The following is a 19,700-nucleotide window of genomic DNA, read 5'->3' on the forward strand; positions in this document are numbered from 1 at the left end:
CGGTCCTTCAGCGCCGCCTGCACGGCCTTGGACGCGGACCGGATCCGCTCCGCCTCCACCACCGCGTCCTGCCCCGGAACCGGCCCCGGACCCGGCTCGGACACCGGCGCCGGCATCTGCAGCACCGGCCCCACAACCCGCCCCGGAGTCACACCGACACCGTGAAACTGCTCCATGATTCGACCTCGGACTCTCTGCCGCCTCAGACGGCGACGGGGACGGCTTCGGCGGTCTCGGGCGCCTTCTTGCCAACGTAGCGCTTGAGGGCGATGGTGGCCAGAGCCGTCACCACGACGCCCGCGGCGATCGAGACAACCCACATGATGAAGTTGTCGATTGCGAAGAAGACGAAGATCCCGCCGTGGGGAGCCTTGGATCCGGCGCCGAACGCCATCGACAGCGCGCCCGTCAGGGCTCCGCCGAGCATCGAGGCCGGGATGACGCGCAGCGGGTCCGCAGCGGCGAACGGGATCGCACCCTCGGAGATGAACGACGCGCCCAGGAGCCATGCAGCCTTGCCGTTCTCGTGCTCGGTGGCATTGAAGTTCTTGTGGTCGAGCACGGTGGCCAGGGCCATCGCGAGCGGCGGGACCATGCCCGCGGCCATGACGGCCGCCATGATCTGGTACGGCGCCGCGTTGGTGGCGCTGCCAGCGCTCAGGCCGGCCACCGCGAAGGCGTAGGCCACCTTGTTCACCGGGCCGCCCAGGTCGAAGCACATCATGAGGCCGAGGATGATCCCGAGGATGACGGCGGTCGCACCGCTCATCCCGGTCAGCCAGTCGTTGAGGGCCTTGGTGATGAAGGCGATCGGGCCGCCGAGGACCACGAACAGCAGGCCGGAGGCGATGATCGAGGCGACGAGCGGGATGATCGCCACCGGCATGAGTCCGCGCAGCCAGCGGGGTGCAGGGAGCGACGCGAGCCAGTGCGCGACGTAGCCGGCCAGGAGGCCGCCCACGATGCCGCCGAGGAAGCCTGCGCCCATGAACCCTGCGACAGCGCCTGCGACGAAGCCGGGGGCGATGCCCGGCCGGTCGGCGAGGGCGTAGGCGATGTAGCCGGCGAGCGCCGGGACGAGGAAGCCCATCGACAGGGCGCCGATCTTGAACAGCACCGCGCCGATGTACGCGCCGAGCGGTCCCCAGGCCTGCGGGCCGAACTCGCTCGGAAGGCTGAACAGGTTGTTCTTGACCACGATCGTGTCCGCGTACTTCGTGATGTCGAAGCCACCGAGGAGGAAGCCCAGTGCGATGAGCAGGCCGCCGCCGGCGACGAACGGGATCATGTAGCTCACGCCCGTGAGGAGCGAGCGCTTGAGCTTGCCGCCGAACGACTCGGCGAGGCCGGAGGCAGAACCAGAGCCGGAGGCCGACGACGACGCGCCCGCCGCCGCGACAACGCGCCGGCCGTTGGGGTCGGCCGCCACGGACAGGGCCTCGTCGATCATGACGCCGGGCTCGTCGATGCCGCGCTTGACGGGCGACTGCACGTATGGCTTCCCGGCGAAGCGCTCCTTGTCGCGGACGTCCACGTCCACGGCGAAGACCACGGCGTCGGCGGCGTCGATGACGGACTGCGCGAGCGGCGTCGCCCCCGCGGAGCCCTGGGTCTCGACCTGCACGTCGACGCCCTTGTCCTTGCCCGCCGCGACGAGCGAGTCGGCGGCCATGTACGTGTGCGCGATGCCGGTCGGGCAGGCGGTGACGGCGACGATACGGCGCGCTGAGCCCCCGGCTGCGGAGACGGCGCCCGCTGAGACGGCGCCTGCGGACGATGCGGCGCCCGCCGAGGCACCGCCTGCGGACACGGCACCTGCGGTGGCCGGGGCTGTGGTGGAGAGGCCGAGGGCGTCGTTGACCAGGGAGACGACCTCGTGCTGGCTCCCGGCCGCCCGCAGGGAGGCGGTGAAGTCCTTCTTGATGAGGCTGCGGGCCAGCTTCGCGAGGAGCTTGAGGTGCTCCTGGTCGGCGCCCTCTGGGGCCGCGATGAAGAACACGAGGTCCGCGGGTCCGTCCTTGGCGCCGAAGTCCACCGGCTGGGACAGGCGGGCCATCGCGAGGGACGGCACCGTGACGGCGGTTGAACGGCAGTGCGGGATGGCGATCCCGCCGGGGACACCGGTGGCGGTCTTCTGCTCGCGCGCGTACGCGTCGGCGAAGAGTCCCTCCACCTCCGTCGCGCGGCCGGCGTCGGCCACCAGGCCGGCCAGGTGCCGGATGACGTCTGCGGGCGACGAACCCAGCGACGCGTCGAGCACGACGAGCTCGGGGCTGAGGAGTTCGGTCATGGTCAGTCCTTCGTGACAAGGGCCGTGACGGTCACGGCAGAGGGATTGGTCTGGTTCACTGCGGGGACGGTTGACCCCGGCAGGGACGCGGCGGCGGCTCCGTGGGCCACCGCCTGACGGAGGCGGCCCTCGGCGTCCGCCCCGGACAGGTCGGCCAGGAGGTACCCGGCCAACGACGAGTCGCCGGCACCCACGGTGCTGACGGCACGGATGGGGGAGTGGGTCGCGTGCCAGGCGCCCTCTGCCGTCACGAGGACGGCCCCCTTCGATCCCAGCGTGGCGAGCACGGCACCGACGCCGGCGTCCACGAGGGCACGCGCTGCCTTCGCCGCGCGCTCCGGCGAGGCTTCCAGCTCGGCGGGGGTGCCGGCGTCCTGCATCCCCACCATCGCGGCGAGCTCGGAGAGCTCGTCCGCGTTGGGCTTGAGCAGCTCCGGCTTCCCCTTCAGCGACGCCGCGAGGGGAGCCCCCGAGGAGTCGACCGCGACCTTGGGGGCCGCGCCGTCGAGCGACGGGTCGGTGCGGATCCGCTCCGCCGCCGTGGCGTAGAAGTCCGCCGGCACACCCGGGGGCACCGAGCCGGCGAGCACGACCCACGAGGCGCCGCGGGCCCGCTCGACGAGGAGTCCCAGGAGCTGCTCCTGGAGCTCCTCCGAGAGCTCCGGGCCCGGCTCGTTCACCTTCGTGGTGACGCCGTCGGGCTCGGTCAGGGCGACGTTGGAGCGCAGGGGCGCGCCGATCTTGAGCGCGGCGAACGGAACGCCGGTCGCCTCGAGGCCAGCGAGGACTGGGTCGGCCGGGTCGCCCGGGAGGACGGCGAGCGTGTCGAGGCCGGAGGCCTTGAGCGCGCGGGAGACGTTCACACCCTTGCCGCCCGACTCCTGCCGGACCGACACCGCACGCTGCACCTCACCCCGCTCGAGGGGTCCGCCGAGCTCGACCGTGCGGTCGAGGCTCGGGTTCGCGGTCAGGGTCACGATCATCAGATGCCTGCCTCCACTACTTCCACTCCGGCCTCCGCGAGCGCGTCGGCCATCTCGCCCCGCGGGGCGCGGTCGGTCACGATGACGTCCAGCTGGTCGAGGCGCGCGAACTGCACGAGCGTCTCCACGCCGAACTTGCTGTGGTCCGCCAGCACGACGACGCGCCGTGCGCAGCGGACGAAGGCGGCCTTGACGGACGCCTCCTCGACGTCCGGGGTGCTGAGCCCGAACGTCGCGTGGATCCCGTTCGCGCCCATGAAGACGAGGTCGGGGCGGAGGCGCTCGACGGCGTCGACCGTGGCTGGCCCCACCGCCGCCCGGGTGAGCGGGCGGATCCGGCCGCCGAGGAGCTGGACCGAGAGCGATGCGTCCGTCGCGAGCTTGTCCGCGATGGGGAGGGCGTTGGTGACGACGACGAGCTCCTTGCCGTCCGGCCGGGACCCCATGAGCCGCTCGGCGAGGGCCTCGGTGGAGCTCCCGGCGTCCAGGAGCACGCTGCCGGCGCGGGACGAGACGACGAGGGCGGCCGCCGCCTCCGCCATGGCACGCTTCTCGAGGAGGTTCTGCACCTGCCGCTCGAGGAGGCTGGGCTCCGCGGTGCTCGCACGCTCGGCGGGCACGGCGCCCCCGTGAACACGGCGGAGGACTCCGGCGGTTTCGAGGGTGGCAAGATCGCGGCGGACAGTCTCGGTGGTGACCGAGAAGCGCTCTGCGAGTTCCGTGACGCTCACGCGCCCGTTCTCGGCCACGCGCTCGGCCACCAGCCGCTGCCGTTCCTCCGCGAACATTGCTACTCCTCGACGCCCTTGTCGCCCGTCGGCCGCTTCCGGCGGCGCTTTCCAGTCTGTGTCTCCCATCACATTCCATGTGGGATTGATTGACTGTATCTGCGTTTGTGTGGGGTTGTCAACAGTTCCCACGCAAACGCAGATCGGCCCGGCGGAGAATATCTCCACCGAGCCGATCTGGGTGTTGAGGGCGAAGGCGGCGGGTAGCTCGTCCCGCCGCTCTCCTAGACCTCGCGCGTGTCGTGGCGCGTGATGGTGTCGCCCGTCTCGGGGTCGACCGTGCGGCGCGACTCGCGCACTCGACGGCGAGGGCCGGAGTTCATCATCACGAGGGAGATGACGAGTCCGAGGACGCCGACGCCCATGAGGATGTAGCCGATGAGCGTCTGGTCAACGTAGGGGATCAGGCCAGGGGTGATGGCGAACGCAAGGATCGCGCCGATCGCGATAAGGAAGATGGATGCACCGATGCCCATAATGAGCTCCTTCCGTCGCTGCGGGTGCTGGGGGCAGCGCTTTGCGCCCGCTGGACCGCGGGCTTGCAGGTGTACTTCCCCGCCGCCGCCCGGGCGAAACAGTTCTGGACAGGGGGTAAGCCGATGGCGAAGCCGCGCGGACGTGGGGCACGGCGCGGGGATACGCTGAGGAGATGGCGAAGAAGAACGTCGCCCTGCGCATCGCGCAGGACACAGCCCATCAGGCCATGTTCGACTCCCAGGGCCAGGCGAAGCCCGCCGTCCACCGCGCGCTGCTGAGGGCTGTGGACGTCCAGCGACCGCTGGTCCTGGCCAACCTGCGCCGCATGCGGCGGCAGCATCCGAAGGACAGCCCTGCCCAGCTGAGCGCCCGCCTCGAGCGGGACTATCTCCGGGCGGTCGCCGGCGGCGGCGCGGCGGTCGGCGGTACCGCGGCCGTCCCGGGCGTGGGCACCGTCGCGTCCCTGGGACTGTCGGCTGCCGCGACGATCGGCTTCCTCGAGGCGACCGCCTTCTATGCGGCATCGGTCGCAGAGCTGCACGGGGTGCACCTCGAAGACCCTGAGCGCGCCCGCACCACGGTCATGGCCCTCATGCTGGGGGAGGAGGGGGCCGCGCTCCTGTCCGCCTTCAGCGGCCAGGCCCTGGGCCGGGGCGGGAGCGCCACCCGCGCATGGGGAACCGCGCTCAACCGCTCCGTCCCCTCGTCTGCGCTGAAGGCCATCCAGAGCACGGTGCAGAAGCGCTTCCTGAAGTGGATGCTCAAGAAGCAGGGCAGCGCCATGCTGGGGCGCGCCCTGCCGTTCGGGGTCGGCGCGGTGGTCGGCGGCGCGGGCAACCTCGTCATGGGCCGCGCCGTCGTGAAGGCCGCGCGGGAAGCGTTCGGCCCCGCGCCCGATGTCCTCCCCGGTGAGTTCCACGTGAAACCGAATGAGGTTGATGCGTTCCGGGGCGCCCTGCTCTCCTCGTCCGAGCCCCTCGAGCCCGCGGAAACCCCCGCGCAGGCCGTGGAGCGGGAGATCGAGGAGCGCCGCGCCCGCTTACGCCGAGAAGGCCGCGGAGAAGCCTGAGCGAGGGCGGCCCGCTCCCAGACGACGGCGCAGGCGCCCCCAAGCGTGCGGCCCTGCGAGCGTGCGGCCCTGCGCACGACCTGATACGTTGCCACCATTCGTGCCGTGACCGGGGGGTCATGAGGTCTGGGGGGAACAATGGGGATTAGTCTGTCGCGTCGCCAGCGCGCGTCGCTTTCTGTGAGCGTGGCGGCATCGACGGTGGTGCTGGGCCTCGTGCTCGGGGCCGCCGGCTGCATGCGGTCCGCGGATCCGGCCGGCACGGAGAGCGCCGAGAGCCGGCCTCCGACGTCGGAGCGGGCAGCCCCGGAAGCCGGCCAGCCGCCGTCGTACGCAGCTGCCGAAACCGCGGCCGACAGCCCGACGGCGCCCGCGACGGACCGGGCCTCCGAGCAGGCGGCCGAGCTGGCAGCAGAGATCCCCGTCGCCGAGATCCCCGCCGTCCCGACGCCGTGGCGGCAGACCCAGCCGATCCTTCCGGCGGGGCCCGGGCGGCCCTCTGCGGGGCTCGTCGTGGTTCCCCTCGCGCAGGATCCGGCGCCGGCCGCCCCAGCGCCCTCGCCAGCGGATGCCCCGGCACCCGAGCCTCCGCGGTGCACGACGCCGCCGTTCGCCGCGGCACCGCCCCCGGAATACGGCTCCGGGATCCCTGCGATGCGGCTCGACGTGGTTCCGGCATGGGACCTCCAGACGCCGGCCGGACTCGAGGCCGCGGCAGCAGTGGAGTGGTGGGCGGGCAACGGCCCGACCCACGTAGCCGCCGCCGCGCAGCGGGCGCTCGCGGACGCTGCCGCCGCACCGGACGAGGTCTCGCGCGACGCCGTCCTCGTCGGCTTCCTCGCCGATGGCCTCGTGAAGACGAAGACCCTTCAGGACCGCATCGCTGCCTATCAGACCATCGCCCTCGGCGTGCCCGCGGTCGCGCAGGCCGCGCAGGCCCCGCTCGACTCCGGAGACCCGGCGGTGGTCGCCGAGTTCCTGCGCCGGGGACAGTACGCGGCGGCCGTCGAGGGCGCGGCTGAGACCTCCCGGGGCGCTGTGCTCCGCGCCGCCGAGGGTGCCCTCGCTGACGGCACCCGTGAGGCGCTCATGGAGTTCCTCCGCACCGGGATGCTCGAGGCTCAGGCAGCCAACGACCGCCAGTCGGTGTACGCGCTCCTGGCAGCCGCGACGCCCGCGGTCTGGGCCGCCGCGCAGGACGCGCTTGCGGCCCACGATCCGCTCGTCGTGGTCGAGTTCCTCCGCGCCGGCCAGTACGCCGCGGCGGCGAAGGACGCCTGCGCCTGAGCGGTTGGCCGGCGTCCTGGCGTCAGCCGCCGAAGACGGCGTGCGCGACGGCGAAGATGAGCAGCCCCGCCAGGGCGCCGACCACGGTGCCGTTGATCCGGATGAACTGGAGGTCCTTGCCGACCTGCAGCTCGATCTTCTGGGACGTCTCCTCGGCATCCCAGCGCGCCACCGTGTCCTCGATGACGCCGGCGATGTCGCTGCGGTACGTGGCGACGACATACGACGCCGCGTCGGCCACCCACGCGTTGACCTTGCCGGCAAGCTCCTCGTCCTCGACCAGCCGGGCGCCGAAGTCCCGGACCGCCGTGGTGAACCGGTGGTGGAGCTCGCTGTGGGGGTTCGCGACCGCCTCGAGGAGGGCCTTCTTGATCGTGGCCCACGTGCGGACGGCGAGGTCGCGCACCTGCGGGTCCCCGAGGACCTGGGCCTTGATGCCCTCCGCCCGGGCGATCATCTTCGGATCGTGCTGGAGGTCCTTGGCGAGTTCCTTGAGGTAGGCGTCGATCGAGCGGCGCACCTGGTGGTCGGGGTCGGACTGAACCGCGGCGACGAACTTGGAGATCTCGATGTAGACCTTGTCCCCCACGAGGTCATTCGCGAAGCTCGGCACCCAGGACGGCGAGCGGTCGGACACGACCCGCGTGACGGCGTCGTAGTTCCCGGCCACCCAGTCCGCGGCCCGGTCCACGAGCATGTCTACAAGCTGGTGGTGGTGCCCCGCCTCGAAGACGCGCTCCGCGAGCCGCCCGACCGGCGGCCCCCAGGGCGGGGCGAGCAGGTGCCGCCGCACCATCCCCTCGATGACGGCCTGGACGTCGTCGTCGTTGAGCACGGTGAACAGGCCGTGCACGACGGCGGCGCCCTCCTTCGCGACCCGCTCCGCCCCGGCGGGGCTCGCCAGCCAGGTGCCGGCCTTCCGGGCGACATCGACCGTCTCGAGCTTGGTGCGGACCACGGCCGAGGAGAGGAAGTTGTCCCGCACGAAGGCGCTCAGGGACGCGCCGATCGCGTCCTTCCGGGTCGGGATGATCGCCGTGTGGGGGATGGGCAGCCCCATCGGGTGGCGGAACAGGGCCGTCACCGCGAACCAGTCCGCGAGGGCACCGACCATGCCGCCCTCGGCGGCCGCACGGACGTACTGGAGCCACGGGAACCGTTCCTGGAGGGCGAAGGACACCGCGAAGATGACGGCCATCACCAGCAGGAGAGACAGCGCGAAGGCCTTCATGCGCTTCAGGGCCGCGGCCTTCTCGGCGTCGCCGGGGCTGAGTCCGGGCCCTGTCGCCGAGGACGTGCCCATGAGCCGGTTGAGCGTCACCATAGGGCAACCCTACCGGCGTCCTGCCGACAGCCGGCTGTCCGTGCCGCCGCTGTGGGGAAGCCGGATGCCCTGCCGGAGGGGGGACCGACAGGGCATCCGGGGTCAGGGGCCGTCTCCGGCGCGCAGCTAGTTCTGCGCGGGGATCTGGCCGATCGCGTCGGCCGCGCTCGGCTCAGAGGCGGTCTTGTTCCACGGCATCTTGGCGAGTGCGTTGCCCATGGCGCACGTGTTGGTGGCCGCGGAGAATGCGAGGCCGGCACCGATGGCGCCGGAGAGCGCGCGCAGCTTGGGGGAGACGAACTTCCCCGCCACGAGGCCGGCCACCACGAGCCCGCCCGCGGCCATGCGGACCTGCCGCTCGAGCGCCCACCGCTGGGCGCCGCGGACCACGTCGCCGCCAGCCGCGGCGAAGGCGGGCACGCCGCCCTCGAGGATCAGGGCCGAACCGATGCCCGCGCCGTCGAGCCTCTGCCGCGCCTGCTCGGCGCGCACGCCGGACTGGCATACCAGCACGACCCGCTTGCCGAGGCGCTCGGCGAGGTCCTCGGTGTGCTCGGAGAGCAGGGGGAGCGGGACGTTGTACGAGCCGCGGATGTGCTGCGTCTCGAACTCGGCGGCGGAGCGGACGTCGATCACGATGAGGTCCTCGTGCGTGTCTATCCACGCGCGCAGCGTCTGGGGGCTCAGGGTGGTGGCGGTCTGAGTGCCGTCGGTCATGTCTTCCTTTCGCAGGGGTGTGGGCTTAGGGGGCCTGGGTCAGCCGGCCGAGACGGTCTCCTGGGAGTCCTTCCAGGCCTTCCAGCCGGCGTAGGAGCCGTCGAGCTCCACCACGTCGTACCCGGCGCGGCGCAGGGAGCTCGCGGCCACCGAGTTGCGGACGCCGGACTGGCAGTAGCTCACGATCACCCCGTCCGAGGGCAGCTGGTCGGTGTGCCACAGGACACGGCTGGCGCTCAGCTGGACGGAGCCGGGGATGTTCCCCGCGGCGAACTCGCCCTTGTTGCGCACGTCCAGCAGGAGTGCGGCGCCGAAGCCCTCGAGCCCCTTGGGGTCCAGGACCTTCGGGGTCTCCATGGGCAGGCCGTCGAGCGTCGGGGTGAAGCCAGCGACGTCGTCGATGCCGACGCGCACGAGGTGGTCCCACATCTCGCGGGCCGCCGCCTGGTCGGGGGCGAGGAGCACGAGCGGGCGGGAGTCGGCCTCGGGGTTGTAGGCCCAGGCGCCGTAGGTGGCCATCTTGCCGCCGGCGGGGACGTTGAGCGAGCCCGCGACAGTGCCCTCGTGGACCTCGGCGTTGTGGCGCGTGTCCACGAACGTGATGCGGTCCGCGGCGAGGTCCTCCGCGATGCCCGCGTTGTCGAGCTGGGGCAGCTCGCCGCGCTCGCCCATGACGGCCGGGCCCTGGCGGTTCTGGCGCTTCATGCGGCCGAAGTAGGCGTGCGCGTCCGGCTGGCCGTCGAGGAGCTCGTTCACGAAGCCCTCCTCGTCATTGGCCGCGAGGTACGGGGCCCACCACGAGAAGAGTCGCTCGTAGCCCACCGTGGTGGACGGGATCGAGCCGAGGGCCTTGCCGCAGGCGCTGCCGGAGCCGTGGCCCGGGTGCACCTGGACGTGGTCGGGGAGCGTGAGGAACTTCTCCTGCAGGCTCTTGAAGAGGAGGCGTGCGCCTTCGAACCGGGTGTTGACGCCCCCGGCGGCCTCGTCGAGCAGGTCCGGGCGGCCGAGGTCGCCGGCGAACACGAAGTCGCCGGAGAGCAGGTAGCCGGGCTGGTCCGCGAACGCGCCGTCGGTGACGAGGAACGAGAGGTGTTCCGGGGTGTGGCCGGGCGTGTGCAGCGCCTTGATGGTGATGTTGCCGAGGGCGATCTGGCTGCCGTCCTGGAGGCGCTCGGCCTCGAAGCCGTACTGCCAGTCGTCGCCGCCCTCGCCGGAGACGTACATCGTGGCGCCCGTCGCGGCGGCGAGCTCCCGCGTGCCGGAGAGGTAGTCGGCGTGGATGTGGGTCTCGGTCACGGCGACGATCTTCATTCCGTTCGCCGCGGCGAGCTCAAGGTAGGGGGCGATGTCGCGGCGGGCGTCGACCACGATGGCCTCACCCTTCGCCTGGCAGCCGATCATGTAGCCGGCCTGGGCGAGGTCCTCGTCGTAGATGCGCTCGAGCAGCATGGCTTTCTCCTTCCGGATCCGTTATACCCCTAGGGGTATCTCCTGTCCTCAACGATAATACCTCTAGGGGTATCGCGCAAACTCCGCCTGAGCGGAGTGCGCTGCGTCCCGTTCCCGCACTCGGCCGACGCGTGGGTCGGCTACCCTAGGCGCCATGACCAGCCCCCGTCCCCTCGTCTACGCCCATCGCGGCGCGAGCGCCCGGTTCGCCGAGCACACCCGCGCCGCCTACCTCCAGGCCCTCGCCGAGGGAGCGGACGGGGTCGAGTGCGACGTCCACCTCACGAGGGACCAGCACGTCGTCCTGCTCCACGACGCCAACCTCGACCGCACCTCGACCGGGACGGGCCCGGTGGCCGAGAGGACGCTCGCCCAGCTGCGGGAGCTCGACTTCTCCTCGTGGAAGGGCATCCGCATCCCGGACGAGTTCGGCGCTGCGAGCCAGCAGCTCCTGACCCTGCCCGAGCTCCTGGACCTCCTCGCTGCCGCGGCGCGGCCAGTGGGCCTCGCCATCGAGCTCAAGCACCCCACCCCCTACCGGTTCCGGCTCGAGGACCGCGTCCTCGAGCTCCTCGCCGCCCGCGGGTGGGAGCCTGAGTCCTCGGTGGTGGGAAACGTGGCGGTGAGCTTCATGAGCTTCGACCCCGAGGCGATCGAGTACCTCCTCGACCGCGTCCCCGCCCGGCATGTGTGCATGCTCGTCGACGACGTGACGGTCGACGAGCTGCGCGAGTCCACTGCCCTCGGCGCCTTCACGGGCGGCGCCGTCGCCAATGTCCTCAAAGCGGCCCAGCGCGATGCCGAGGAGATCCTCGATGCCGGCCGCGTCGGCCTGGCTGGCCCCGGGATCTCCTACGTGCGCGAGAACCCGAACCGCGTCCGGGCATGGCTCGCGGCCGGGCTCACCTTCCGCGTCTGGACCGTCGACTCGCCTGAGGACGTCCAGCACTGCCTCGACGTGGGCATCCAGCAGATCACCACCAACAGGCCCGCCGAGGTCCTCGCCCAGGTGAAGGCGGCGGCTGTTGGCTGACGCGGACCATCCGGACACGCCTGCCTCGCCCCAGCCCGCGCACGACGGCGCCGCCCCGCCGTCGCTGCTGCGCTCGCCGGCCGTGCGGGTCGGCGCCTCGATCTCCGTCGCGACCGGTCTCTACGGGATCTCCTTCGGCGCCCTAGGTGTCACCTCGGGGCTCGACGTGCTCCAGACCATGGCGCTGAGCCTGCTCATGTTCACCGGCGGCTCGCAGTTCGCGTTCATCGGCGTCGTGGCAGGAGGCGGCTCGGGGGCTGCTGCGGCGGCCGCGGCGACGCTCCTGGGCATCCGCAACGCCGTGTACGGGATGCAGCTCAACGCCATGTTCTCGCCCAGCGGGTGGCGGCGCTTTGTGGCGCCGCAGTTCACGATCGACGAATCGACAGCCACCGCCGTCGGCCAGGACTCGCAGGTCGAGCAGCGCCGGGGGTTCTGGGTCGCCGGCGTCGGTGTGTTCGTGCTGTGGAACGCCTTCACGGCAGTCGGCGCGTTCGCGGGCAACGCCCTCGGCGACCCGAAGCAGTGGGGCCTCGACGGCGCCGCCGTGGCCGCGTTCCTCGGGCTGCTCTGGCCCCGGCTCAAGGGCCGCGAGCCGATCGCCATCGCGGTGGTCTGCGCCCTGGCCACCGTCCTCGCTGTGCCGTTCGTCCCCTCCGGCGTTCCGATCCTCGTCGCGGCCGTGGTCGCGGCCGTGCTCGGTTGGGTCAGCCACGCCCGGGCCGAGGCGCGGCAGGCCGCCGGCCTCGGGGTCGAGGGACTCGGCCCGGACATCGACCCGTACGAGGGCCAGTCGCTCTCCCTCCGGGGCTCGGCGGGCCGCGACGGTGAGGCGCCCGCGGACGGCGAGGGGCGGCGTCGTGCGTCGGATTCCGGCGGCGGGGGCGAGCCGGATTCGGACGGAGGCCGAGCGTGAGCCTCTGGGGGTGGATCCTCGTGGCGTGCGCTGCGGCATACGCGCTGAAGCTTCTCGGCTACCTGCTGCCGCGGCGGTGGATGGAGAACGAGCGGATGCTGCGGATCGCGGGCACCGTGACGATCGGGCTGCTCGCGTCACTGACGGCGGTCAACGCGGTGGCGGCGGGGCAGTCGCTCGTGCTCGACGCCCGGCTCGGGGCACTGGGAGCCGCTGCGCTTGCGCTCGTGCTGCGGGCGCCGTTCCTCGTCGTCGTGATTGCGGGCGCCGCTGCTGCGGCGCTCCTGCGGCTGCTCGGCTGGGGGTAGGCGGCCGAGAGCCTTCCCGGAGCCGGCCGGAACGGGAACACCCCGGCTTTCGGACGAAACCCCGGGAAAGAGCGTGGGGTCGTGTCCGAAAGCCGGGGTGCGTACCAGCGGCGAAGGCGTCCTACTGCTTCTGCGGGGGCTCCTGGCCGTACGACCCCTGCCCATAGGGGTTGCTCTGCTGCGGGGGCTGCCCGTACGGGTCCTGACCGGAGGGATTGCTCTGCTGCGCGGGCTGCTGGCCGTAGGGCTGCGCGGGCTGCTGGCCGTACGGCTGCTGCCCATAGGGCTGCTGGCCGTACTGCTCGGGCTGCTGGGCGTACGGCTGCGGCTGGCCCTGGCCATACGGCTGCTGGCCGTAAGCGCCCTGCGGCGCATAGCCGGCCGGAGCCCGCATGAGGGCGCCCTTGCCGAAGTACTGGTACTGGCCGTAGCCGAGCAGCGGAAGGAACACGATCGGCAGCAGCACGAGGCCCACCGTCCATGCGGTGTCCTTGGCGAACGACTTGGAGAGGTCGTTCATGACGAAGATCCACAGGACGAACACGCCGATGGCGATGAGGAAGCCCAGGAACGGGATGGCGCTCAGGAGGGACCCTCCGAGGATGGCCCAGAACCACCAGGTCGGGCGGCCGACGATGTGGGTGATCAGGACGTACTGGTTGTAGAAGGGCACATAGGCTTCCCACGCTGGCCGTCCGGCCTTCGTGAAGATGCCCATGAGCAGCAGGCCGGCGACCGCGAGGCCGATCACGGCGGAGATGAGGCCGAACACGATGGCAAAGCCCGTGGCGGCGGCGGAGTTCCCATAGGTCGTCGACGCGGCGACGGTGAGAGTCGTCATGGCAGCGACCCTAGCTGGGTTTGATCTGCGCGCCCATGGGCAGGACTCCCCTTTTCCCAGAATTAATCGAGGCGTCACACAGGCGGCGCTCAGAGAGGGAGTTCGACATCCGGAATCGGCTCGAGCGGGGGCAGGGGACGGTTCTCCCGGTGGGTCCGGATCGCATCCTCGACGAGGGCCACGTACCGCTGCCACGCGAAGGAGCCCGGCTCCACCGTGTCCCCCGCGCCGATCAGCATTGCGACGAGGCGGACCATGTCGATGAGGCGGAGCTCCTCGCGGAGCGTGCCCTGCTGCTGGCCGCGCTGCAGCAGCACGCCCATGGACTCGATGAGCTTCCCGGCGAGCCCCACGAGGAGCGCGCGCCGGCCGGCGACGGCCGAGAGCAGGTGGTGCTCCTCGTTGGCGACCTGCATGACGGCGCCCAGCACGTCGACCAGCCCCGCGGCCGCGTCCGGGTTCTCGAGCGCGAGCTCGGTGATCGGATCGACCTTGACCTTGAGCTGCCGCTCGATGGCCGCGAGGACGAGTTCCTCCTTGTCCGCGAAGTTGCGGAAGAGGGTCGCCGGGCCCACGCCCGCGCGGTCGGCCACGGTCTTCAGCGACACGTGGGGCCCCTCGTCCCGGAAGCAGTCGAGGGCCGCGCTGATGATCTTCTCGATGTTGCGCGCCGCGTCCGCACGCATCGGCTTGCGCCACGCCCGTTCCTGCTGCATTCCTCAAGGGTACTTACGAGAGTGGTGGTGTCGCCTATGTGACGGCCCGCTCTCGAGAGTCTCCTCACGCTGGCGCGCCTCCTCCTGCCGCAGCGCACGACGGCGATGGCAGACTGAGGCGCATGATCGTCGCCTTCTCCGTCGCCCCCTCCGGTCCCGCCCCCGACGCCGCGCGCGCCGCCGCCGGCGGGGGCGCGCCGTCGTCCGTCCCGTCCGATTCGGTGCACGAAGCCGTGGCCGCCGCCGTCAGGGTGGTCCGCGAATCGGGTCTGCCCAACCGCACGAGCTCGATGTTCACGGAGATCGAAGGCGAGTGGGACGAGGTCATGGACGTGGTCAAGCGGGCCACGGAGGCCGTGGGCCGGTACGGGTCCCGGGTCTCGCTCGTGCTCAAGGCGGACATCCGGCCCGGGCACACGGGGGAGATCGAAGGCAAGGTCGAGCGGCTCGAGAAGGCGATCGCCCAGCAGGGCCCGGAGCGCGCGGGCTGACCCGGGGGCCAGTGCCGGAGGGCAGCGGCGGAGACCAGTGGCGGAGGGCCTGTCGCAGACCCGGCCGGGGTGCCAGACTGACCGGATGGTGGAGCACGTGGCCAAGCCCGAATGGATCGACGTTGAACGCTGGCTGACCGACACCGTGGTCAAGCCCGGCCCCGAGCACGAGCGGGCGCTCCGCACCGCCGTCGAGCGCGGAATGCCCCCGATCGAGGTCCAGCCGACCTCCGGGAAGCTCCTGGCACTGCTCGTGCGGATCTCGGGGGCACGGCGCGTGCTCGAGATCGGAACGCTCGCAGGATTCAGCAGCATCTGGATGGGCCAGGCTCTCCCCGACGGCGGTCACCTCGACACACTGGAGTACCTGCCCGAGCACGCCGCCGTCGCCCGCGAGAACCTCGCCGCGGCCGGGCTCGCCGACCGTGTCACTGTGCACGTGGGGCCCGCCCTCGACACGCTTCCCTCGCTCAGCGGCCCGTACGACCTCGTGTTCATCGACGCCGACAAGCAGAACAACGTCGCCTACCTCGAGTGGGCGGTGCGCCTGGGGCGTCCGGGGACCGTCGTCGTGCTGGACAACGCCGTCTGGGAGGGGACGCTCCTCGACCCGGCGCAGGACGAGGCCAACGCCCCCTCGATCGTCTCCGCCCTCGAGTTCCTGGGCGGGTCCCTGTTCGACGCGACCGTCGTCCAGACGGCGGGGTCCAAGGGCTGGGACGGCTTCGCGCTCGGAGTCCTCCGCGCCCAGGACGATGGCTGACTCCGAGGAGGCAGCCCAGGCCTTCGAGATCGCCGACGCCACTCCGGCGGACGCGGAGGCGGTCCTCGCCGTGAAGGACCAGGCCTGGCGCGAGGCCTACGCGCATCTCCTGCCGGCCGAGTACCTCGCCGGACCCATGGACGGCGGTCCCGAACGCACCGAGAGGTGGCGGGGGTACCTGACGCCGGACGGCGCGCGGCGGTTCGCGCTCGTGCGCCGCGGTGGGCGCGTGGTCGGGTTCGCGGGTGCCGGCCCCGCCCTCGACGAGGACCGCCCGGCCCCTCTCCAGCTCTACACCGCCTACGTCCTGGCCGAGATGTACGGAACCGGGGCGGCCCGGGCGGTGGTCGAGCGGGTGCTCGGGGAACAACCCGCGCTCCTCTGGGTCTTCGAGGACAACCCGCGGGCGCGGGCGTTCTACGCGAAGCTCGGCTTCGTCCCGGACGGGGCGCGCCAGCCGGGGGAGTTCGGCGGCCTCTTCCTGTCGGAGATCAGGATGGTCCGCGAGCCTGCTTCGCCCCAATGAGGGACACGGAGCGAACGGGGGCCCAAGGCCCCTATCCGCCGTCGCGCGGCTTGGGTTGGCTGGTGCTGAAGATCCCCCCTGAGGAGAGGTTCATGATGAAGGCGCTTGTCTACCACGGCCCCGGCCAGAAGGCGTGGGAGGACGTCCCTGATCCGGTCATCCAGGATCCCACGGATGCGATCGTGAAGGTGGAGACCACCACGATCTGCGGAACGGACCTCCACATTCTCAAAGGCGACGTCCCCGCGGTCACCGACGGCCGCATCCTGGGCCATGAGGGTGTGGGCGTCGTGACCGAGGTCGGGCCGGAGTGCACGAAGGTCAAGGTCGGCGACCGCGTGATCATCTCGTGCATCAGCAAGTGCATGGCCTGCGACTTCTGCCTGTCCGGGCTGACCTCCCACTGCCGGACCCTGGGCGGGATCGGCTGGATCTTCGGCCACCTCATCGACGGCACCCAGGCCGAGTACGTGCGCGTGCCGTTCGCAGACAACGGACTCATTCCCCTGCCCGAGGGCATCACTGCCGAGCAGGGGGCCATGCTCAGCGACATCCTCCCCACCGGGTACGAGATCGGCGTCCTCTACGGCGGGGTCAAGGAGGGCGACGAGGTTGCCGTCATCGGGGCCGGGCCGGTCGGGCTCGCGGCGATCATGACAGCAGGTCCGCTGGGGGCGGCGAAGGTCATCGCCGTGGACGGGAACGAGTACCGGCTCGAGCAGGCCCTCGCGTTCGGGGCGACGGACACGCTGAAGGCCGGCGGGGCAGACCCGGCCGGGGAGCTCAAGAAGCTCAGCCGCGATGGGCTCGGTGTCGACGTTGCCATCGAGGCAGTGGGCATTCCCGAGACCTTCGCGCTCGCCGTCGACTCGATCCGACCGGGCGGCCGCGTCGCCAACGTCGGTGTCCACGGCAAGCCGGTAACGTTCCCGATCGACCGCGACTGGATCAACAACATCACCATCACCACCGGCCTCGTGAACGCCACGACCGCGCCTGACCTCCTGGAGAAGATCAAGGCCGGCGAGATCGACCCGGCGAAGTTCGTCACCCACCGCTTCACCTTCGAGAACATCCTCGACGCGTACGAGACCTTCGCCAATGCCGCCGGGGAGAAGGCCCTCAAGGTCATCATCGGGACTCAGGAGGCCTGACCGCGGGGGTAGCGTTGGTGACATGCATGCTGTGAGGGCCGGGGCCTGATGGCCCGGGACAGGGAGAGGGGCGGAGGCCCGGTCGCGGGCCTCTATCCCATCAGCACCGGCAGCGCCGAGCTCGTCCCCGACGGCGATTCCTCGGACGGGTGGCTCCTGAAGATCAACGGAGTCCAGAGCTCCCACGTCGTCCTCGGGGACCCGCTGCGGCTCGACTTCGAGTACATGCGGTGGATCATGGCGCTTGTCGAGGACCGCTTCGACCCCGGCGGCCGGTCCCGGCTCCGTGTCCTCCACCAAGGCGGCGGGGGCTGCTCGATGCCGAGGTACGTCGCCGCCCGGTACCCCGACGCCCGGCAGGTCGTCGTGGAACTCGACGCGCAGCTCGCCGAGTACGTGCGCCAGTGGTTCGACCTGCCCAAGGCGCCTCTCCTGCGCATCCGTGTGGGGGAGGCGCGTGAGGTCACGGAGTCCCTCACGCCCGCGACGCGGGACGTCGTGATCCGTGACGTGTTCGCAGGCCCGTACACCCCGCACCCGCTCACGACGGTCGAGTTCACGCAGGCCTCGGCAGGGCTCCTCGACGCCGGCGGGATCTACCTCGCGAACATCGGCAGCGCGCCAGACCATGTGACCGCCCGGATCGAGGCCGCCGCCATTGCCGAGGTGTTCCCCCACGTCGCGATCGTCGCCGACCCCGCGATGCTCAAGGGACGCCGCTACGGGAACATCATCATTGCCGGAAGCACGGACCCGGTCGAAGGCTCGGCCGCGCTGCGCCGCCGCCTGCTCGGCGGTGCCATGCCCGCCCACTTCTGGGACGACGCGCAGGTCAGGGCCTGGATCGGCCCCACCAGGCCCCGTCGGGACCCTGCCGCCCCCGACCCTGCCGAGCGGGAGGCCGCGGACCCGAAGGCCGCGTCCGGGGAGTATGGCGGGCGCAATGGTGCGTAACGAAGGCTGGCTCCTCCGCGACGGGGCGTAATCTGGAAGCTTCCCACCCGTTGGCAGGCAGTGGTGCCTGCCGTCAAGCATCAGGGTGCGCGGTGACAGTGATGGGGATCGATGACGATTGCACATGCGGCGCAAGGCCTCGCGGAGGCGACGGTATACGGCGTGAAGGGAGCCCTGCTCCCGGACGGCACGCGGCTCATCCGCTCTGTGCCTCTCGGCCTGGAGCACGAAGCGGAGTTCGCCGCTGATCAGGCTCGCCTCGCCAGAGCACGCGTCCACCGAGCCCGGGCCCGGGGGCTGAACCTCCTTGGACGCGCCGCGGTCGTTGTCATGGGGCTGGCCCTCGGCTACCTCGTCTTCGCGCAGCGGATCGACCTTGTGGTCGCCGGGGTCACTGCGCTCTTCCTCCTGGCCGCACCGGAGCTGCTGGCCAGGGTCTCCGCCGGGCTCGAGCGCCGGCGGGTGCTGGCGCTCGAGAGCATCGCCTTCACGCGGGAACTCGTCGAGCGGGGAGTCCCGGGTATCGGCGCGCTCCCGTCCTCTGAGCGCCATGCGCTCTATCCCGAGCTGCTGGCCGGGAGGGCCGTCGACGTTGCCGGCCGGCGGATCTCCCTCGTCCGGACGGCTGAGGGATCGCTCGAGCTCCGCGTCACCACTGCCCTGACGGTCGCGGCCTAGGAATCCTCGCCGCGCTCCTCGCCATCCCCCAACAGCATTGGCCGTGACAGCTCGGTCTGCCGCTTCAGGGCGTCCGCGACGGCCGCCACGGACGGCTGCCGCAGCGAGTCTGCGCGCAGGACCATCCAATAGGGCAGCTGCTCGCGGAAGTAGTCCGGCAGCAGCCGCACGAGGTCCTCGTGGCGGTCCGCCATGAAGCAGGGGAGGAATCCCACGCCCGCCCCGGCGCGCGTCGCCTCCACATGCACGAACACGTTCGTGGAGGTGAGCCCGTCCCGCATCTCGGGGGCCAGCCGGCGCGGCGCGTCGAGGTCGTCGACCTGAAGCATCGAGTCCACGAAGTAGACGAGCCCGTGGCGCGCCATCTCCTCGGGAGTCCCGGGCATCCCGTGCCGGGCCAGATAGTCCCGCGAAGCGTACATCCCGAGCGTGTAGTCCCCGAGGCGCACGGCCTGGGCGCGGTGGACCTGTGGTTCCCCCACCACCACCTCGATGTCGACCCCCGACCGCTGCTGCATCGCCCTCCGGGTCACTGTCACGAGTTCCACCGTCAGGCCCGGGTGCTCGGCCCGCAGACCTGCCACCGCGGGCGAGGCGATGTACGCGCTGAAGCCGTCCGTCGCCGTCATCCGCACCACCCCGGCAACCGGGTCCTCCGCGCCCTCGCCCAGCCTCGACACCGCTGCTGCGACCTGCTCGGCAACCCCCACCGCCTGTTCGCCGAGCGGGGTCAGCTCCCAGCCCCCCGCCGAGCGCGCGAGGACCCGGCCGCCGAGCGACTTCTCCAGCGCCGCGATCTTGCGTGCCACGGTGGTGTGGTTGAGGCCCAGGCCCTCGCCCGCCGTCGTGAACTTCCCGGAACGGGAGACCTCGAGCAGGACGAGGAGCAGATCGGGGGAGGGTGCCGGCGTCGCCATGCGCCCACAGTAGCCGGGT

21 protein-coding genes are annotated in these 19,700 nt (G+C 71.5%); 11 read left to right on the forward strand and 10 right to left on the reverse strand.

What is annotated here, in order from left to right:
- Positions 1-202: 202 nt before the first annotated feature.
- The 4 genes from CGQ25_RS00465 to CGQ25_RS00480 all read right to left on the reverse strand — a co-directional run bounded on the left by CGQ25_RS00465 (position 203) and on the right by CGQ25_RS00480 (position 4,537).
- On the reverse strand, positions 203-2,290 hold the full coding sequence (locus tag CGQ25_RS00465; protein ID WP_208711313.1) for a fructose-specific PTS transporter subunit EIIC: 2,088 nt from the start codon (positions 2,288-2,290) through the stop codon (positions 203-205).
- A gap of 2 nt (positions 2,291-2,292) precedes the next feature.
- Positions 2,293-3,273, reverse strand: a complete 981-nt coding sequence (locus CGQ25_RS00470) for a 1-phosphofructokinase family hexose kinase (RefSeq protein WP_208711314.1) — start codon at positions 3,271-3,273, stop codon at positions 2,293-2,295.
- Complete coding sequence (locus CGQ25_RS00475) at positions 3,273-4,061, reverse strand: DeoR/GlpR family DNA-binding transcription regulator (protein ID WP_208711315.1); 789 nt, start codon at positions 4,059-4,061, stop codon at positions 3,273-3,275. Before CGQ25_RS00475 ends, CGQ25_RS00470 begins: the two co-directional genes overlap by 1 nt.
- Before the next feature lie 224 nt (positions 4,062-4,285).
- Positions 4,286-4,537 carry a DUF6458 family protein gene (locus CGQ25_RS00480; RefSeq protein WP_208711316.1) on the reverse strand — a complete coding sequence of 84 codons (252 nt, stop codon included), beginning with the start codon at positions 4,535-4,537 and terminating at the stop codon, positions 4,286-4,288.
- A 173-nt stretch (positions 4,538-4,710) separates the two neighbouring features.
- Between CGQ25_RS00480 and CGQ25_RS00485 the strand changes: the two genes are divergently transcribed.
- Both CGQ25_RS00485 and CGQ25_RS00490 read left to right on the forward strand, forming a co-directional pair.
- Positions 4,711-5,607, forward strand: coding sequence for a hypothetical protein (locus CGQ25_RS00485; RefSeq protein ID WP_255405469.1), 897 nt, complete (start codon positions 4,711-4,713; stop codon positions 5,605-5,607).
- 186 nt (positions 5,608-5,793) lie between these two features.
- Entirely contained in the window at positions 5,794-6,894 is a 1,101-nt protein-coding gene (locus CGQ25_RS00490) for a hypothetical protein (RefSeq protein ID WP_208711317.1), read from the forward strand.
- Between the two features lie 22 nt (positions 6,895-6,916).
- Here CGQ25_RS00490 and CGQ25_RS00495 read toward each other — a convergent pair whose 3' ends face one another.
- The 3 genes from CGQ25_RS00495 to CGQ25_RS00505 form a co-directional block, all read right to left on the reverse strand.
- Positions 6,917-8,218, reverse strand: a complete 1,302-nt coding sequence (locus tag CGQ25_RS00495) for a DUF445 domain-containing protein (protein WP_208711318.1) — start codon at positions 8,216-8,218, stop codon at positions 6,917-6,919.
- Between the two features lie 126 nt (positions 8,219-8,344).
- Positions 8,345-8,935, reverse strand: coding sequence for a rhodanese-like domain-containing protein (locus tag CGQ25_RS00500; RefSeq protein WP_208711319.1), 591 nt, complete (start codon positions 8,933-8,935; stop codon positions 8,345-8,347).
- Between the two features lie 39 nt (positions 8,936-8,974).
- Entirely contained in the window at positions 8,975-10,384 is a 1,410-nt protein-coding gene (locus tag CGQ25_RS00505) for a rhodanese-like domain-containing protein (RefSeq protein WP_208711320.1), read from the reverse strand.
- Between the two features lie 154 nt (positions 10,385-10,538).
- Here CGQ25_RS00505 and CGQ25_RS00510 point away from each other — a divergent pair, with 154 nt between their 5' ends.
- From CGQ25_RS00510 to CGQ25_RS00520, 3 genes are all read left to right on the forward strand, one after another.
- Complete coding sequence (locus CGQ25_RS00510) at positions 10,539-11,417, forward strand: glycerophosphodiester phosphodiesterase family protein (protein WP_208711321.1); 879 nt, start codon at positions 10,539-10,541, stop codon at positions 11,415-11,417.
- A gap of 64 nt (positions 11,418-11,481) precedes the next feature.
- The gene (locus tag CGQ25_RS00515; protein WP_369802312.1) at positions 11,482-12,333 is read left to right on the forward strand and encodes an AzlC family ABC transporter permease; all 852 of its coding nucleotides are present in this window, start codon (positions 11,482-11,484) and stop codon (positions 12,331-12,333) included.
- Positions 12,330-12,641: an AzlD domain-containing protein gene (locus CGQ25_RS00520; RefSeq protein WP_208711322.1), complete on the forward strand. Its 312-nt coding sequence runs from the start codon at positions 12,330-12,332 to the stop codon at positions 12,639-12,641. Before CGQ25_RS00515 ends, CGQ25_RS00520 begins: the two co-directional genes overlap by 4 nt.
- 121 nt (positions 12,642-12,762) lie before the next feature.
- Here CGQ25_RS00520 and CGQ25_RS18620 read toward each other — a convergent pair whose 3' ends face one another.
- Together CGQ25_RS18620 and CGQ25_RS00530 are read right to left on the reverse strand one after the other, a co-directional pair.
- Entirely contained in the window at positions 12,763-13,482 is a 720-nt protein-coding gene (locus tag CGQ25_RS18620; protein WP_208711323.1) for a DUF5684 domain-containing protein, read from the reverse strand.
- 89 nt (positions 13,483-13,571) lie between these two features.
- On the reverse strand, positions 13,572-14,198 hold the full coding sequence (locus tag CGQ25_RS00530) for a TetR/AcrR family transcriptional regulator (RefSeq protein ID WP_208711324.1): 627 nt from the start codon (positions 14,196-14,198) through the stop codon (positions 13,572-13,574).
- A 122-nt stretch (positions 14,199-14,320) separates the two neighbouring features.
- Here CGQ25_RS00530 and CGQ25_RS00535 point away from each other — a divergent pair, with 122 nt between their 5' ends.
- The 6 genes from CGQ25_RS00535 (at position 14,321) to CGQ25_RS00560 (ending at position 18,764) form a co-directional block, all read left to right on the forward strand.
- Complete coding sequence (locus CGQ25_RS00535) at positions 14,321-14,689, forward strand: thiamine-binding protein (protein ID WP_208711325.1); 369 nt, start codon at positions 14,321-14,323, stop codon at positions 14,687-14,689.
- 85 nt (positions 14,690-14,774) lie between these two features.
- Positions 14,775-15,452, forward strand: a complete 678-nt coding sequence (locus tag CGQ25_RS00540; protein ID WP_208711326.1) for an O-methyltransferase — start codon at positions 14,775-14,777, stop codon at positions 15,450-15,452.
- Positions 15,445-15,978: a GNAT family N-acetyltransferase gene (locus CGQ25_RS00545; protein ID WP_208711327.1), complete on the forward strand. Its 534-nt coding sequence runs from the start codon at positions 15,445-15,447 to the stop codon at positions 15,976-15,978. Before CGQ25_RS00540 ends, CGQ25_RS00545 begins: the two co-directional genes overlap by 8 nt.
- A 95-nt stretch (positions 15,979-16,073) precedes the next feature.
- On the forward strand, positions 16,074-17,132 hold the full coding sequence (locus CGQ25_RS00550) for a zinc-dependent alcohol dehydrogenase family protein (protein WP_208712781.1): 1,059 nt from the start codon (positions 16,074-16,076) through the stop codon (positions 17,130-17,132).
- A 48-nt stretch (positions 17,133-17,180) separates the two neighbouring features.
- Positions 17,181-18,086 carry a spermidine synthase gene (locus CGQ25_RS00555; RefSeq protein ID WP_208711328.1) on the forward strand — a complete coding sequence of 302 codons (906 nt, stop codon included), beginning with the start codon at positions 17,181-17,183 and terminating at the stop codon, positions 18,084-18,086.
- Positions 18,087-18,197: 111 nt separating this feature from the next.
- Complete coding sequence (locus CGQ25_RS00560) at positions 18,198-18,764, forward strand: hypothetical protein (protein WP_208711330.1); 567 nt, start codon at positions 18,198-18,200, stop codon at positions 18,762-18,764.
- On the opposite strand, the gene CGQ25_RS00565 is transcribed toward CGQ25_RS00560, so the two are convergent.
- A complete protein-coding gene (locus tag CGQ25_RS00565; RefSeq protein ID WP_208711331.1) occupies positions 18,761-19,681 on the reverse strand; it encodes a LysR family transcriptional regulator in 921 nt (306 codons plus the stop codon). The genes CGQ25_RS00560 and CGQ25_RS00565 overlap by 4 nt on opposite strands.
- Between the last annotated feature and the right edge of the window lie 19 nt (positions 19,682-19,700).

Source organism: Sinomonas sp. R1AF57, assembly GCF_002224485.1.
Taxonomy (GTDB): domain Bacteria; phylum Actinomycetota; class Actinomycetes; order Actinomycetales; family Micrococcaceae; genus Sinomonas; species Sinomonas flava.